Here is a 14,033-nt window from a genome sequence, read left to right as displayed (position 1 = left end):
TCGGACCTTGACGCGCTTTTTCAGGAGGCTAGTCGTGCCAATGGGCGGTAAGCTGCCGCCTAGTACTTCATTCAAGCCGAACCCGCTTCGCGAGTCGGCTTGATTCCGGTGTTGGAACTCAGGGGCAGAGTGCTGTGAACTGGAAGCGCGTCGTTGGCTGGTCTGCTCTACTCATGATTCTGACCAGTGGTGTCGGTGTTCTTAGCGGAGTCTGGGTGGCTCATTCGCAGATCGAACCGGCGACGATTGACCAACTAGTAGAGAGAACCCGCCTTTTCAGGCGTGTTGCAACTGGGCTTATTGCAGTCGTCTGCTACTGGCGCCTTGCGACTGATGCCCCGACTCGTAGGGCCTGGCAGGTAGGTGCTGCATTCTTGCTAGTACAGCTGACGGACATGGCTCTGTCTTTGGCACTGGGTGCGCATGTCGGTGAGTTACTCGAGCCGTGGGGTATCTTGCGTTCTGTGTTGTACGCACTAGCAGGCTACGTTCTAGCAACGCTGAGCCACAGCAACTCACCCAAGCCGAAACCGCTACGTGAGTCGGCTTAACTCAGGCGTTAGACCTAGCTGGAAATTTTATGGTGTTCAAAGGCTTGCTCATCACTATGGCTGTCTTGTGCGCCTTTCTCGGATACCGCGTTCTTCGCCTGGAGTCTGAGGTGCATCAGCCCGCTAAAAATTGAGAATAAGGGGCGGGGTTATTTTCCAGATGCCTCATTGGTATGGGCAACGGCTTCGTTGGACGCTGATCGGCTCCCTGCTTATCGAGGCAGTTGACATCCCAACAAACACGCAGCAATCTCTTCCTCAAGGAGCGTAGAAACTCCTCGTACAGCGGTACCCACCTCCGAAAGACCGGTGGGTTTTTTGTGCCTGCAGATTCTGTGGGTGCAACCGGCGCGATGCTCTGCGTCGGGAGGGCGGCCAATAAAACACCCGCAAGGGGAATAAGCCCGCCGTCTGTACGCGGTTTCTAACCTCCCGACATCCCGTCGCCGCCCGGCGGCGGGGCCTGTTCGTCAAGGAGGGCTTTGCCATGCGTCGATCCACGTCCCGCCCCACCTCAGCGCGCAAGCGCGCCACGGTGCCACCGCCCACCGAGATCGGCTGGCATTCGCTCGACCCCTCGATCACGCCGCGGCGCTACCTGGAGCGCACCCCCATCCCCGAGCCCCGCCCCGATCCCAGCAAGCCGCGCCGCCAAGGCCACCCGCGTGCCCCGCAACGCTGCACCGTCGGCTACGGCTACTACCCCGACAGCCACCAACGCATCCCCACGCTGCGCCTGCGTGGCCGCTGGCTGGAGCAGCTGGGCTTCACCATCGGCAGCAAACTCAACATACGACTGCGCAACGGCGAGCTGGTCGTCAGCGTGGCACCCAAGGACTAAGCAGATGCGCCGCGCAGCATGCACGCCAACGCCCGCGTCAAGGGCAACGCGTTTAGCATCACATCTTACGCGCTCACTGCTCCTCGCGCAGGAGGACAAAGATGTAGCACCAAGCCGTCGTCCTGCATCTCACGTTAGATCAGCTTGACTATGGCATGGCACATGGTCATGGGCAGCCGCGCTGGCATAACGAGCGTTTGTTGCAAAGGCTTGCAGCGATTGACGGCCGTGGACGACTCGGCGAGGATCGTTTTTACGCCACACGGGCAGCCCCGGTGATAGTCAGGCGACTTGGAGGTTTGGATGAAATTGATGCTTCTATTGGGTCTGGTACTTGCCCTTGGCAATATCGTCGCATCGGTTGCAGTGCTTCGCGTTTCGGTGCTGTCGCCATCACAACGCGCATTGCAACTTGCCCTCATCTGGCTTGTTCCAGTCATTGGCGCGGTGGTTTGTGCGGCATTTGCTTCTTCTCAGGCAGCTGGCTCCACGTCGTCCGGTACAAGTGACCCGCTCTATCTGTCATCCGATGGTGGCGCATCGGGTGGTCAGGACATTGGTTTTTTCGGTTGCGATGCGGGGGACTCTGGCTGTGCCGGGAGCAGTGACTAGTGGCGACGCCTGGCAAGTCATTCAAGCCGGATCCAGTTCGCGGTTCTGTTTAATCCAGTTGCTGGACCGTTAAGGATATTTCGAGAGAGACAGATGATTCTTTGGGGATGGGGCGAGCGAGTGCTGACCTTCGACCTGGCAGAGCATGAGCACTGCCAGAGGTGCGAGCAAGAGCAAATCTTTACACTGCGTCTCAAGTACACGTACGGACACTTCTACCATCTTTTCGGATGGGTTATCTCCAAGCAGTACCAGCTCATTTGTCCCGTTTGCTCCCACGGCTGGATAGTTAACGCTTCGGCGGCGGAAGCGCAGATTGGGTGCAACCCAGTGCCGTTCCATCAGAGGTCAGGATGGATTGTCATGCTTGTCCTTGCAGCAATCATTGGATTTGCCGCCGTGACGTATCAGCATGCGGCGTGACAATTCATTCGAGCCGATGCCGATTCGCCGGTCGACTTAACCTAGGTATTAGCCCCTATGAGAAAGTTCGTTACAGCCTTTGCTTTTCTCCTCTTCGCATCAGGCGCAGCCTGCTCGGCATCCACTCCGACGGTTGACGTCTCTGGCCTGTCCGAGGCTTCCATGAACTTCGATCAAGACGGAGTTGGGCCATTCCTGCATGAGTTGTCTAGCTCCGTCAGTACCAATCTCGACCCCGACGCACTCACAAATGCAATCGATGCGTTGCCGGTTGAGACAAGCGGAAACTGGGAGTTCTCGGTCAACTTGAATGGCAAGCACGAGCGCTTGGTGATCGTTGCGTTCAAGGATGACGTGGATGCTCCTGACCTTGCGTTCTACACGTCACCCGAGCTAGCTACCAAGCTTCAGCGACACCTTGAGTCATTTGCCCAGGCTCAGGGGTGGTAGGGCCCAACACTTCATTCAAGCGTTAGGCCGCCCTGCCCATGCGCGCACATTCGAAATCAACAAAGACGTCAGTTGGCTATCGCGCGCTTCGGCTATTCGCTGCGCTACTCGTGTTCTTCGGTATTTCCGTCACGCTCACCTGGTGGCATCACACCAGGACTCTCTCGCGCTGTGCCACTTCGGCCTCCATCGCGAGAGACCCGGTCGCATGTCATGCTGGCTTTTGGCTATTCGGCATATCCTGGGCCGGGCTTGCCACCTTTTTGTTTACGCTCTTTGGCGTCTGCTTGTTCCTTTCATGGGGATGGTCCCTGACTCGCCGCGAGCGGAGCTAAAGCCTTAAAATTTGTCCAATCGCCCAGCGATCCGATCTACTACTCAAGCACACCGCCAAGGAAAGCATGTTCTCCATCTTCAAGAAGAAAGCCGCTCCGTTATTGATCGTTCGCGCCGATGGGCGAGAGTTGTGCCGCGTTACCGAGAGCGATGTCCCGTGTGAGCTCAAGCCTTCCGCATGGTTGAAGGCCAATAGCGTCCTGGAGTTTGCCGACTCGGCGGGAGAGGTGCACCGGCATGAACTCGGTGCTGCGACGGGGTGGTTCCACTTTTCCGTTCGCGTGCATCCCAACCTCGGGTGCCAGGCAGACTGTGTCATTTCGCAGACCGAGCAGCTCGATCCAGATGCGTTTGCGAATGGCCAAGCATCCGGGATCAGGTTTCAGCCGTTCTTTCTGCCGGGCGCCAGCGTCAGCAGTTCCGCACTTGCAGGCAAGGGGCTTTTTGCAAGGGGTCTGCACTTCAGCGGATTAGTCACCGGTGGCAACGTGCTGCTTTCTTGTGAATGCGACCACTGCAAACGTTCGTTCCTGATCCGCTCCTATCACGCGGGTTTTAGCAACGCGGGATACTTCTACTCGGGGTCCGGCAAGTACACCATCACCGTCGATAGCCATCTGCCTGGCAGCCCTGCAGCGCTGTCCGAGCCGGATGCCGAAGCGCTTGCTGCGCTGGAAGACGCACTGCCATTGGCGCCGGATGGGTCCAGCTACGCCTATCTCAATCCTTTTCGCTGCCCCCATTGTTCCGAGCCTTACATCGATTTTGAGGCGAACCCGGGGCTGAGGGCGAGCGAGTACTACGGGAATTACTTCGAGGGTTCAACGCTGTTGCGATACGCGCCGCCCGATGTTCAGCATTTTTCCTGATGACTCCATTGTTGCGTTGCCGCTGGTCTGTCCGAGCTCGCAAAGCAACGCTTTTATAACGAGTCCGAATGCGCTTGAGCAGGCATGCATTGCCATCTCATGGGCTGAAAATCAGCCTTGCTTGTTGGCGCGATGTCACGCTTCCGCTACGCAGCGCGGAGTTCCGGAGTTGCAACGCGAGCCCAAGACATTAGAATCAGGACGTGTGGTGCGCGTCAGTTCCCGCCTGCGCAATGTAATCGTCAGGTGGATCGGTTCAACTATCAACGAAGGAATGCTCATGTTGAAACCAGCAGATACCAAGCTCTATTCCAAATTGGTCGGCATCAGCATTGGCATCTTTGCAGCCATGGGGGCTGCCCTCGGGGCAGCAATGGGCAACCTGCCGCAAGGCCTCGGCCTGGGGCTGTCGCTTGGCTCCGTGTTCGGCATTGCCTGGGCGCGTCGGCGTGGTGCCATCTGACGCCGGCATGAGGTGACACGCGCATGTCGCTCGGCCGACTGCGCTGTGCTGCCGGAGCCGACGTTGATACCGCCTGGTAACCGCTGTGACATGCAGCCATGGCAGCGGATCCGCAGCTGTTTTGGTACCGCTCCTCGATGGCGGTCGTCAAGCCACTGCCATGCGCTACCATTCGGTCGATGAACGTTAGATCGTGTCTTGCAGTTTTCCTGCTCGGTGCCTGTGCATCGCTTTCGGCCCAAGGGGTTTCGCCCGCCACCACGCGTGAGGTCGATCAGCTTTTCAAGGTCCTTGCGCAATCCAACTGCGAGTTTTCGCGCAATGGGTCGTGGTACGCTGCGCCCAAAGCCAGTGAACACTTGCAGCGCAAGTACGACTACTTGCAGAAGAAGGGGCTGGTGACGTCTACCGAATCCTTCATCGAGCTTGCTGCCACCAAGAGCAGCATGTCGGGCACGCCGTATCAGGTGCGTTGCGGCAACACTGCGCCGGTATCCAGCCAATCCTGGTTCACTGCCAAGCTGCGGGAGCTGCGCAAGTAATCGGCCGGCGTCAGCACCACAGCATCTGCCTTGCAGCGTTGCCTGAGGCGCTGGCAACTGCTGCTGGACAGCAGATACGCTGATGTAAATCAGGCAACGCGCAGCCTCTGCGCTGCCTCAGCGCTGCCATCGCGCTCATCGGCCACAAACGCACTCACTGCATCTTCCAGCTGCGCGGCATGGTCGCCCATGGCGCGTGCGGCGGCGCTGGCGTCCTGCATGCGGGTGACGCCGTCACGCATGTCGGCGTCTACGCCGGCGAGGGTGTGATGCACCTGCGCGATGCTGCCGGCTTCCTGTTGCGAGGCGACGGCGATCCTGCTGAGCGTGCTGCTGACCTGGCCGATGGTGGCGACGATGTGCTGCATGCCTTCGCCGGCGTGGCGCACCTGCTGCACGCCGGCCTGCATATGCGTGACCGACTCGCCGATCAGCGTCTTGATCTGGCTGGCGGCGGCGGACGAGCGCAATGCCAGCGCGCGCACTTCACCGGCGACCACGGCGAAGCCGCGGCCTTCTTCGCCGGCGCGTGCGGCTTCGACGGCGGCATTCAGGGCGAGGATATTGGTCTGGAAGGCGATGCCGTCGATGACCGAGACGATGTCCTGGATGCGGCGCGAGGCCTGTTCCATCTGCTGCATGGTGCCCATCGCCTGGTGCATGGTGTCGCCGCCGCTGCGTGCGGCCTCGGAAGCGGCGGCGGTGAGCTTGTCGGCGTCGGCGGCCTGCGCGGTGTGCTCCTGCATGGTGCCGAGCACGGCCTGCATCTGGGTAGCGGTGCGGCCCAGGGTGGCCGACTGCCGCTGCACCTGCTGCTCCAAGGCATCGTTGCGGGTCAGGATGTGGCCGGCGGCGTGATTGATCGCGGTGCTGGAGCTGCGGATCTGCGTGATGATGCGCGCCAGCTCGTCGGCGGTGGCATTGGCGTCGCGCTTCATCTGCTCGAACACGCCTTCGCAGTGGCGGTCGATGCGCTGGGTCAGATCGCCACGTGACATCGCCGCCAGCATGCGGCGCATGTCCTGCAGGCTGTCGTCGGTGATGGCCAGGAACTGGTTGACGCCCTCGGCCAGCTGGCCGAGTGTGCCGCTCCTTGCATTCCCCTGCAGACGGGCACCGAGCTGGCCACGCGCAGCCTGGGCAATGACCGTGGCCAGCTGCTCTTCCAGCGCCAGGTCCTGGGTGCGGTCCTGCCACTCCACCACCACGCCCAGCGAGGCGCCGTCGTCATCGCGGACCGGGGTGATGTTTTCCTGCAGTTGCAACGCCGCCAGCGCGCGCGTTTTGCTACTGCCTGCGTCATGCCCCAGCTGCACCGCATCGGCCAGTGCGGTGTGCAGCACATGCGCATTGACCTGCGTGCTCAGTTGCTGGAACGATTGATTGCGATAGATGGCAGCGCCCTGCCCGTCGACGATGGCCACCGCCATTGCCGATGCATCCAGCGCCAGGCGGATACGGCGATTTTCCAGTAGCAGCTGCTGCTGTTGGGCGATGCGCTCTTCCACCTGCACGCTCATGCGCACCAGCGCCTGCGCCAGCGAGCCGCTGCGGAAGGGCTGCTGCAGGATGGCCGGCGGCAAGGTGGCGCCGGTGGCCAGGGTGTCGGCCAGTTCGGCCAGCGCTTCGGCCTCGTGGTCGAGGGCATCGACCTGGCGGCGCAGCTGGATGGCCATCACGCAGACGAAGGCGGTTTCGACGATCACGTAGCCGGCATGCAGCACCACGATGCCGAAGCCGCTGCCGACGGTGAACGCCTGCACCGGCATGCCGCGCGATTGCAGCCAGTAGAACGCCAGGTGATGCACGGCGATGGCGCCTGCGGCGACCACCACCGGCAGCCAGTCGCGGTAGTACAGCAGCAGCGCCAGGATCACGAACACGCCAAAGTGCATTTCCACCAGGCCATGTGCCTGCTGGATGGTGGCCGCGACCAGGGCCATCAGCACCAGCGCGTTGGTGATGCGGGTCAGGCGCGTGCCGGGGTTGGCCTGCACTTGCCAGGCCATCAGCAACAGGCTGGGCAGCGTAACCGCCAGAAACGTGGTCCATTGGCCCTGGTACCAGGCCAGGCCCAGCGAGCCGACGCTTTGCAGCACGGCCAGCCATAGAAACAGCCGGTCGGCCTTGATCGCCAGGCGCGTGGCGTAGGTGGAGGTCGGCGGCGCCGATGCGGACAGTTCCATCATGACAGCGACTCCACGGCACAGGGACAAGGGGACACCAGCGCGGCACCCGGGGTGCGCGCCAGGACATCGGGTAACCAGCGCGACCAATCCGCCGTGCCGGCGGTGCCGCACACCGCACCGCCGTCTGCGGGGCCGGCGTAGCGCGGTTGGCCGTCGGCGCCGAGCAGCCACACGGCATAGCCGCTGCCACGCAGCGCGGGGGTGTCGAGCATGCGCACCTGGCCGCCACGCGCACGTACCGCGCTGCTGAGCACGGCCCAGGCGCGATCGGCGGCCGGGTCGGTGCAGGCGCAGGCACCTGCGACGCCGATCAGCATCGGCGCCTGCTGCGCGGCCGGCAGGCTGGCCTGGACCTGCGCCCATGCACTGGCGACGTCGGTGGCTTGCGCGTGGGGCGTGGTCCAGGCCACGGCGATCCAGCCGCACCACAGCGCGAGCAGGGCAGCGCCCAGGGTGCGTCGCGTTGAGGCGGACAGGGTGCCGAAGGCGGGCATGGCGCAGCGGATTCGCGAGGTAAGGTGAGCCCCTTATCGGGTGCCGGTGCAGACGCTTGAGCCGGCTTGCGATTGAAATTAGCGATGGCAGCGATAGCACGCGCCAGGCCCGTTATGCCCCAAGGGTTTGCGGGTAACGCGTGGGGTGGCTGCGCTGGCAGTCGTTTATCCGGCGCGGGATTTTGTGAGCACGCGTTCACAGATCGACGGTGGGGCTGCTGCATGCATGGCAGGCCGTGGTGGCTGTGATGTCGTCACTCTGGGGTCGGGTCCAGGTGCCAGGGCGTGCCCTCGACAGCGGCGATGCATGGCGAGTCCGCCACTGAGCCGCCTACGCTTCCGGGCCCGGGTATCGATGCCTCAACAACGCACATCTGGCAGACGCGGAAATCCATCCACCGCTGCGCCTGGTGCAAGCGCTTAGGCGGTCAACCAACGCGCCGAGGCGCCCACCTACAGTCAGCGCCGTCAGCTCGCTTGCCGATACTGCAGACCGGCGCTTACGCCAGCGCTTCGTCGGCATCCAGCGCAACCGCCGGCTGCTGGGCATGATCGAAGCGTTCGCGTGCGGAGCGGATGGCTGCATGATTCTCGCCTGCCCAGTTGAGCAGCTGCGAGATCGGGCCGAGCAGCGCCACGCCGAGCTTGGACAAGGCATATTCCACGCTGGGCGGCTTGGTCGCGTAGACCTTGCGGGTGATCATGCCGTTGCGCTCGAGGTTGCGCAGGGTCTGGGTCAGCATGCGCTTGGAGATGTCCGGCACGGCGCGCTGGATGGCGCTGAAGCGGGAGGGGCCGGGGATCAGCGTCAGCAGGATCAGCATGGTCCATTTGTCGCCGATCTGGTCGAGCACGTCGCGCACCGGGCACTTGGTGGCGTCGAACGGCATACCTTGCAGGGACGGCGGCGGCGGAAACAGAGCAATCGCGTTCACTGGGATATCTCACGGTAACCAGGGGGTGGAAAACTGCCTCCTTGCGGAGGTTCGAACGGCCCTGACAATAGGTGCGCGGACCAAGAGTCTAGATAGTAGACCACACCTCTTATCAATACCTACTGGAGTTCACCATGGCACACACCTCCCCCCTGATCCTCGTCACCGGCGCCAGCGGGCAGCTGGGCGCATTGGTGGTCGACGCATTGCTGGCGCGTGTCCCGGCCGCTCGGATCGTAGCAACGGCCCGCGATACTGCGTCACTCGCGCAGTTCGCAAAACGCGACATCACCGTGCGTCGCGCCGACTACGCGGACCTGCAGAGCCTGGATCAGGCCTTCGCAGGTGTGGGCCGGGTGCTGCTGGTGTCGTCCAATGCGGTGGGCGAACGCGTGCCGCAGCACCGCAACGTGATCGAAGCCGCCAAGCGTGCCGGCGTGGAGTTGCTGGCCTATACGAGCGTGCTGCATGCCGATACCAGCACGCTGGCGCTGGCACCCGAGCATGTGGCCACCGAGGCGCTGCTGCGCGAGAGCGGCGTGCCGCACGTGCTGCTGCGCAATGGCTGGTACACCGAGAACTACACCGGCTCGATCGCGGCCGAGGTGGCGCATGGCGCGGTGATCGGCAGCGCCGGCGAGGGCAGGATCAGTGCGGCCACGCGCGCCGACTATGCCGAGGCCGCCGCAGCGGTGCTGGCCGCCGACACGGCGCAGGCCGGCAAGGTCTACGAACTGGCCGGCGATACGGCCTTCACGATGGCCGAGTATGCCGCCGAGGTGGCGCAGCAGTCGGGCAAGCCGGTGGCCTATCACGACCTGCCCGAAGCCGACTACGCGGCGGCCTTGGTGCAGATCGGCCTGCCGGCTGCATTCGCACAGGTGCTGGCACAGTGCTCGGCCTCCTCGCGCGGCGGCAGCCTGTTCGACGACAGCCACACGCTGAGCCAGCTGATCGGCCGTCCGACCACCCCGCTGCGCGATGCGGTGGCGGCGGCATTGCAGGCGACGCCGGGCGGCTGAGCCGAGCCCAGGCACGGTGCTGCTCGACAGCCCGCAGCAGCATCGGCGCGGCGCTACGCCACGCTGTGCGTGATCCGGCAAAGGCGAGCGATGACCCCGCCTTTGCCATGTTTCTGAGTCATCGTCCCTTGCCCACGCGTTGGCGACGACGACAGCACGCCATGGCCGTGCCAAGCACGCGCTTCGGCCTTTGCGTCGGCAGCTGCTCCTTGCGTCACCATCTGCCCATGGCACCGCAGGTCCGATGGCCGGCAGCAGCAACCAAAGCGTCACATCCGCGCCTGATGCCGCGCCGCTCGCCGCTAGGCCGGCCTTCTGCACGTCGCACAACTGACACGCGCCAGACACGCAGCTGACACAGCATTGCACTGTGCGGGACCGCCGATGTCACCAAACTGACATCAAATCTAAATATAACTGCACGCATTGCCGCACCGTCAGGACGACCGGGCGCCTGGTGGGCGTGCCGGCGCCGTGTTCGCCGCCCGCCGGGCAGCGCCGGCCTGACGCTGCCGCCGACCCGTTTCCCTTGCACGAGCCGGACCAATGAAAAAACGCAATCTCGCCACCGTCCTGTGCGCCCTCAGCGCGACCGCCAGCGGCAGCACGCTGGCCGCCGAGCTGGAGCTGTACGTCGACCGCAAGACCAAGCAGATCTTCGCCGAGCCGGCCCCGGGCCGCGACAAGCTGGGCAAGTTCGTGCAGGTGGACGAGAACGGCAAGCTGCCGGCGTCGGCGATGCCGGCCGCACCGGCACTGCCGCCCGCCCCTGCGGCGCCGGTGCCTGCCGACACCGCCATTGCCCAGGCCGCACCTGCACCCGTACCGGCTGCGGCACCGGCCAAGGCTGGCGAGGCCGGCAAGAAGTGGTACGACAAGCTGAGCCTGCGCGGCTACACGCAGATCCGCTACAACCAGGGCATCGGCGGCGACGCGCAGGATCTGCGCGCACCCGGCGACCGCTTTATCGGCAACGACCAGAGCCTGGGCATCCGGCGTGCGCGCCTGGTGCTGAGCGGCGATCTCAACGAGCACGTGTCGCTGTACTTCCAGCCGGACTTTGCGAGCACGCCGACCGGTTCGACCACCTCCAACTTCGCGCAGCTGCGCGATGCATATGCCGACATCTACTTCGACAAGAAGCGCGAGTACCGCGTGCGCGTGGGCCAGTCGAAGATGCCGTATGGCTGGGAGAACCTGCAGTCCAGCCAGAACCGTCTTACCCTGGACCGCGCCGACGCGCTCAACTCCGGCCTGCGCGACGAACGCGATATCGGTGCGGTGTTCTACTACAGCCCCACCGTGGCCAAGGGCCGCTTCCAGGATCTGGTCAAGTCGGGCTTGAAGGGCTCGGGCGACTACGGCGTGATCGGTGCCGGCGTGTACAACGGCCAGGGCGCCAACCGCGCCGAGCGCAACGACAGCATGCATGCGGTGGTGCACGCCACCTACCCGTTCAAGTTCGCCAACGGCCAGTACCTGGAAGTGGGTGCCGATGCCTACAGCGGCCGCTTCGTGCCGACCGCGGCAGCAGTCAACATCGGTGGCCGCAGCTTCACCCCGGCCATCACCGACCCGAACGGCTACACCGACCAACGCGTGGCCGCGCACATCATCTATTACCCGCAGCCGTTCGGCCTGCAGGCCGAGTGGACAGTGGGCCGCGGCCCGGAGCTGGATGTCGCACAGCGGCGCATCCGCACCCGTTCGCTGAGCGGCGGTTACGTGCAGGCGATGTACAAGCACGATGGCAGCTACGGCACCTTGCTGCCGTACCTGAAGTGGCAGACCTACCGCGGCGGCTCCAAGTTCGACACCAATGCGCCGCGCATGCGCCTGGACGAAGTGGAAGCCGGCGTCGAGTGGCAGCCGATGGATGCGCTGGAACTGGTGTTCGCCTACTCGAAGATGAAGCGCACCGACGTCACCACCGCGCCGTATCCGGTGGTGGAAGGCGACTTGCTGCGGCTGCAGTTGCAGGTCAATTACTGAGCCCTGCACCGTGATGGAAGACCAACAAGCCCCCGCATGCGGGGGCTTGTTGGTTGTTGTGTCGCTAGCCGTGGTGGCGACGTGCGTCGGCAGGACGACGCTAGCCGCGGCCCTGTTGCTTCGGCCGCCGCACCAGCCCAGCACCGGCGCGCTAGCGGGCTGCCAGTTCTGCGCGAATGATGTCTGCGCCTGCGCTGAGGGCCTTGAGCTTGCCTCTTGCAACGTCCCGGGCCAGAGGCGCCATCCCGCAGTTGGTGGACGGGTAGAGCTTGTCGGCATCGACAAAGCGCAGCGCCTTGCGCAGCGTGTCGGCCACTTCTTCCGGCGTTTCGATCGTATTGCTCGCCACATCGATGGCCCCGACCATCACCTTCTTGCCGCGCACCAGTTCGATCAGGTCGATCGGCACGTGCGAGTTGTGGCACTCCAGCGAGATGATGTCGAGCGTGGATGTCTGCAGCTTGGGAAACGACTCTTCGTACTGACGCCACTCCGACCCCAGGGTCTGCTTCCAGTCGGTATTGGCCTTGATGCCGTAGCCGTAGCAGATGTGGACGGCGGTCTCGCACTTGAGTCCTTCGACCGCACGCTCGAGGGTGGCAACACCCCAGTCGTTGACCTCGTCGAAGAAGACATTGAAGGCCGGCTCGTCAAACTGGATGATGTCCACGCCGGCCGCTTCAAGCTCCCTGGCTTCCTGGTTGAGGATGACGGCAAATTCCCACGCCAGCTTTTCGCGGCTTTTGTAGTGCGCGTCAAAGAGGGTGTCGATCATCGTCATGGGGCCAGGCAGCGCCCATTTGATCGGCTGGCGGGTCTGCTCGCGCAGGAACCTGGCATCGTCCACGAACACCGGCCTGGGGCGGCTCACCGCGCCAACGACGGTGGGGACGCTGGCGTCATAGCGATTGCGGATCCTGACGGTTTCGCGCTTTTCGAAATCGACGCCGCTGAGGTGCTCGATGAAGGTGGTGACGAAATGCTGGCGGGTCTGCTCGCCGTCGCTGACGATATCGATGCCGGCGTGCTGCTGTTCCTGCAGCGACAGGCGCAATGCATCCTGCTTGCCTTCGATCAGTTCCTCGTCCTGCAGCTTCCAGGGAGACCAGAGTTTCTCCGGCTGCGCGAGCCAGGACGGCTTGGGCAGGCTGCCGGCGGTGGAGGTAGGGAGCAGCTTTTTCATGATGAGTGGTGTCTTGCGTTCTTGTTGATCAGACAGCGTGGTGGGAAACCCACTGCGCGAGAATCTTGCCGTAGGGCCTGATGAAGTGCTCCTCGGTGAATTTGCCCTGCGTCACCGCTAGCTGGCTACGCTCTTCCCGGTCGTAGACGATCTGGGTAGAGGAATAATCCTGATGCTTCAGGCTCGGCTGGTAGACGGCCCCCGCCGCGGAATTGGCGTTGTAGATTTCCGGGCGGTAAATCTTCTGGAACGTCTCCATGGTGCTGATGGTGCCGATCAGCTCCAGATTGGTGTAGTCGTTGAGCAGGTCGCCGAAGAAGTAAAAAGCCAGCGGGGCGACACTGTTGGGAGGCATGAAATAGCGCACCTGCAGGCCCATCTTCTCGAAGTAGCGATCGGTCAGGGAAAATTCGTCCTGCCGGTATTCGATGCCGAGCACGGGGTGCCGGTTGCCGGTTCGGTGATAGACCCTGCTGCTGGAGACGCTGATGCAGATGACCGGCGGCTTGGCGAAACGCGCCGTATAGGCATCCGAGTCCACGAAGTGCTTGAACAGCTTTCCGTGCAGGCTGCCGAAATCGTTCGGGATGCTGAAGCCGGATGCGTCCTGATTGTGCGCCGGCAGCAGCACGCTGAAATCGTAGTCGCGCACGTAGGAGGAGAAATTATTCCCTGCGATGCCATCGATGCGCGCGCCGCTCGTCTTGTCGAGGATGCTGGGCTTCAATATCTCGATCAACGGGAATGCGTCATTACTTTCGTTCTCGCCGATGTTCATCTCGACAGAGATGATGTCCAGCTCCACCGCGTAGCGGTCGCGGGTGGGGTTATCCCAATGCGCCAGGTCGTTGCAGCGGTTGTTGATCATCGCAAGCGTGTTACGCAGGTTATCCTGCCGACGCTGGCCCCTGGCCAGGTTGGCAAAGTTTGTCGTGTTGCGCGTGTTGGCCGCAGGACGGTAGTCCTCGTCAAACCGCTGACGTTTGATGCTGAAGGTGAATTCCTGAGTCATTGCAAGCTGACGCCTTGTTTCCGAAATTGATTACGAGCGCAGGTCTCGGCGCAGGGGGGATTCCTGCTGGATGGATGCCGGGACTCTGGATCTGCGGACAGTTGCCAACCGATCCTGTA

The 14,033-nt window shown here is 63.1% G+C and carries 13 protein-coding genes; 8 read left to right on the top strand and 5 right to left on the bottom strand.

The window, feature by feature from the left end; all coding sequences use genetic code 11:
* Positions 1-1,038: 1,038 nt before the first annotated feature.
* The 6 genes from AC06DU_RS01795 to AC06DU_RS01770 all read left to right on the top strand — a co-directional run bounded on the left by AC06DU_RS01795 (position 1,039) and on the right by AC06DU_RS01770 (position 5,087).
* Positions 1,039-1,392 (top strand): SymE family type I addiction module toxin, encoded by a 354-nt coding sequence (locus AC06DU_RS01795; RefSeq protein ID WP_478203393.1) that lies wholly within the window; start codon positions 1,039-1,041, stop codon positions 1,390-1,392.
* Positions 1,393-1,695: 303 nt separating this feature from the next.
* Positions 1,696-2,004, top strand: coding sequence for a hypothetical protein (locus AC06DU_RS01790; protein ID WP_478203392.1), 309 nt, complete (start codon positions 1,696-1,698; stop codon positions 2,002-2,004).
* A gap of 480 nt (positions 2,005-2,484) precedes the next feature.
* Positions 2,485-2,877, top strand: a complete 393-nt coding sequence (locus AC06DU_RS01785; RefSeq protein WP_434982135.1) for a hypothetical protein — start codon at positions 2,485-2,487, stop codon at positions 2,875-2,877.
* 401 nt (positions 2,878-3,278) lie between these two features.
* A complete protein-coding gene (locus tag AC06DU_RS01780) occupies positions 3,279-4,082 on the top strand; it encodes a hypothetical protein (RefSeq protein ID WP_478203391.1) in 804 nt (267 codons plus the stop codon).
* Entirely contained in the window at positions 4,063-4,545 is a 483-nt protein-coding gene (locus AC06DU_RS01775; protein ID WP_478203390.1) for a glycine zipper domain-containing protein, read from the top strand. Before AC06DU_RS01780 ends, AC06DU_RS01775 begins: the two co-directional genes overlap by 20 nt.
* Positions 4,546-4,643: 98 nt before the next feature.
* On the top strand, positions 4,644-5,087 hold the full coding sequence (locus AC06DU_RS01770) for a YfeK family protein (RefSeq protein WP_478203389.1): 444 nt from the start codon (positions 4,644-4,646) through the stop codon (positions 5,085-5,087).
* Between the two features lie 89 nt (positions 5,088-5,176).
* On the opposite strand, the gene AC06DU_RS01765 is transcribed toward AC06DU_RS01770, so the two are convergent.
* The 3 genes from AC06DU_RS01765 to AC06DU_RS01755 all read right to left on the bottom strand — a co-directional run bounded on the left by AC06DU_RS01765 (position 5,177) and on the right by AC06DU_RS01755 (position 8,705).
* Positions 5,177-7,276: a methyl-accepting chemotaxis protein gene (locus tag AC06DU_RS01765; RefSeq protein WP_478203387.1), complete on the bottom strand. Its 2,100-nt coding sequence runs from the start codon at positions 7,274-7,276 to the stop codon at positions 5,177-5,179.
* Entirely contained in the window at positions 7,273-7,770 is a 498-nt protein-coding gene (locus tag AC06DU_RS01760) for a hypothetical protein (protein WP_154831267.1), read from the bottom strand. The genes AC06DU_RS01765 and AC06DU_RS01760 overlap by 4 nt, the downstream gene beginning before the upstream one ends.
* 500 nt (positions 7,771-8,270) lie before the next feature.
* The gene (locus AC06DU_RS01755) at positions 8,271-8,705 is read right to left on the bottom strand and encodes a winged helix-turn-helix transcriptional regulator (protein WP_046345376.1); all 435 of its coding nucleotides are present in this window, start codon (positions 8,703-8,705) and stop codon (positions 8,271-8,273) included.
* 134 nt (positions 8,706-8,839) lie between these two features.
* On the opposite strand from AC06DU_RS01755, the gene AC06DU_RS01750 reads away from it, so the two are divergent.
* Both AC06DU_RS01750 and AC06DU_RS01745 read left to right on the top strand, forming a co-directional pair.
* A complete protein-coding gene (locus AC06DU_RS01750) occupies positions 8,840-9,727 on the top strand; it encodes an SDR family oxidoreductase (RefSeq protein WP_154831266.1) in 888 nt (295 codons plus the stop codon).
* Positions 9,728-10,273: 546 nt separating this feature from the next.
* Complete coding sequence (locus tag AC06DU_RS01745; RefSeq protein WP_047127880.1) at positions 10,274-11,719, top strand: OprO/OprP family phosphate-selective porin; 1,446 nt, start codon at positions 10,274-10,276, stop codon at positions 11,717-11,719.
* Positions 11,720-11,870: 151 nt separating this feature from the next.
* Here the strand turns inward: AC06DU_RS01745 and AC06DU_RS01740 are convergent, their stop codons facing one another.
* Positions 11,871-12,902 (bottom strand): methionine synthase, encoded by a 1,032-nt coding sequence (locus AC06DU_RS01740; protein WP_104596705.1) that lies wholly within the window; start codon positions 12,900-12,902, stop codon positions 11,871-11,873.
* A gap of 28 nt (positions 12,903-12,930) precedes the next feature.
* Positions 12,931-13,914: a DUF1852 domain-containing protein gene (locus tag AC06DU_RS01735; protein ID WP_478203386.1), complete on the bottom strand. Its 984-nt coding sequence runs from the start codon at positions 13,912-13,914 to the stop codon at positions 12,931-12,933.
* Between the last annotated feature and the right edge of the window lie 119 nt (positions 13,915-14,033).

The organism is Xanthomonas sp. NCPPB 3200 (assembly GCF_056393585.1).
Note: the sequence above shows the minus strand (reverse complement) of the source record. Positions and strands in the feature narration are given on the sequence as shown.

Excerpts from the sequence above, each read along its gene's own strand:
- AC06DU_RS01795 (WP_478203393.1), top strand. The coding sequence starts at position 1,039 with ATGCGTCGATCCACGTCCCGCCCCACCTCAGCGCGCAAGCGCGCCACG.
- AC06DU_RS01790 (WP_478203392.1), top strand. The coding sequence starts at position 1,696 with ATGAAATTGATGCTTCTATTGGGTCTGGTACTTGCCCTTGGCAATATC.
- AC06DU_RS01785 (WP_434982135.1), top strand. The coding sequence starts at position 2,485 with ATGAGAAAGTTCGTTACAGCCTTTGCTTTTCTCCTCTTCGCATCAGGC.
- AC06DU_RS01780 (WP_478203391.1), top strand. The coding sequence starts at position 3,279 with ATGTTCTCCATCTTCAAGAAGAAAGCCGCTCCGTTATTGATCGTTCGC.
- AC06DU_RS01775 (WP_478203390.1), top strand. The coding sequence starts at position 4,063 with ATGTTCAGCATTTTTCCTGATGACTCCATTGTTGCGTTGCCGCTGGTC.
- AC06DU_RS01770 (WP_478203389.1), top strand. The coding sequence starts at position 4,644 with ATGGCAGCGGATCCGCAGCTGTTTTGGTACCGCTCCTCGATGGCGGTC.
- AC06DU_RS01765 (WP_478203387.1), bottom strand. The coding sequence starts at position 7,276 with ATGATGGAACTGTCCGCATCGGCGCCGCCGACCTCCACCTACGCCACG.
- AC06DU_RS01760 (WP_154831267.1), bottom strand. The coding sequence starts at position 7,770 with ATGCCCGCCTTCGGCACCCTGTCCGCCTCAACGCGACGCACCCTGGGC.
- AC06DU_RS01750 (WP_154831266.1), top strand. The coding sequence starts at position 8,840 with ATGGCACACACCTCCCCCCTGATCCTCGTCACCGGCGCCAGCGGGCAG.
- AC06DU_RS01745 (WP_047127880.1), top strand. The coding sequence starts at position 10,274 with ATGAAAAAACGCAATCTCGCCACCGTCCTGTGCGCCCTCAGCGCGACC.
- AC06DU_RS01740 (WP_104596705.1), bottom strand. The coding sequence starts at position 12,902 with ATGAAAAAGCTGCTCCCTACCTCCACCGCCGGCAGCCTGCCCAAGCCG.
- AC06DU_RS01735 (WP_478203386.1), bottom strand. The coding sequence starts at position 13,914 with ATGACTCAGGAATTCACCTTCAGCATCAAACGTCAGCGGTTTGACGAG.